General features: G+C 56.6%; 1 pseudogene. It reads left to right on the top strand.

Annotated elements, in window-relative coordinates:
* Positions 1 to 220: 220 nt before the first annotated feature.
* Positions 221 to 769: pseudogene (locus AC0L3A_RS40780) on the top strand (transposase); the annotation flags it as partial.

Here is a 769-nt window from a genome sequence, read left to right as displayed (position 1 = left end):
ACGGTCGTAGCGCCATCACAAAAGGCGCTTTCCACGTCAAATCCGCGAGGGACCAAGGCCGACGGACGTAGGGCTCGCTGCATCATATTGATTCCTTTGTGAAACCAACGCGAGCCGACGCTTTAACTTCATCAAAAGTGATGGTGTGGGACGGCCCTTCGAACCGGCAGAGTGCCTAACGTGGTCGCGCAGAGAGGCGCCACAAAGGAAGGACCGTTCCATGGAGAAAATTATCACAGTGGGTTTGGATTTGGCCAAGTCGATCTTTCAAGTTCACGGCACCCCCGAAAACGGGAAAGTCGTGGTTCGTCGCACATTGCGGCGATCGCAGGTTCTACCCTTCTTTCGGAGCCTCCCAGCTTGCTTGGTAGGTATGGAGGCCTGTGCGAGTGGCCATCACTGGCGCGCGAGATAGCGGCACTGGGCCACTCTGTCCGCATGATGCCGCCAGCTTACGTGAAGCCTTACGTCAAACGTAACAAGATAGACGTGGCGGATGCTGAAGCCATTCGTGAGGCGGTCACCCGCCCGACAATGCGGTTCGTACCGGGGTGAAGACTGCCGACAACAAGCAGCCAGTATGATTTTGATGCTAATGAGGCAGCGCAGCCAGACTGCAAATGCTCTGCGGGCTCATATGGCCGAATTGGGCATTATCGCTGGCACGGGCATGTCAAGCATCGCAAAACTCTTGGTGCTTCTCCGGGACGAAAAAGACAACAGGATCCCCGGCGCCGCCCGCTTTGCCCTGATCCTATTTGCCGAACAG

Source organism: Bradyrhizobium sp. MI1.3 (assembly GCF_055811695.1).
This window is presented reverse-complemented; position numbering and strand designations above follow the sequence as displayed.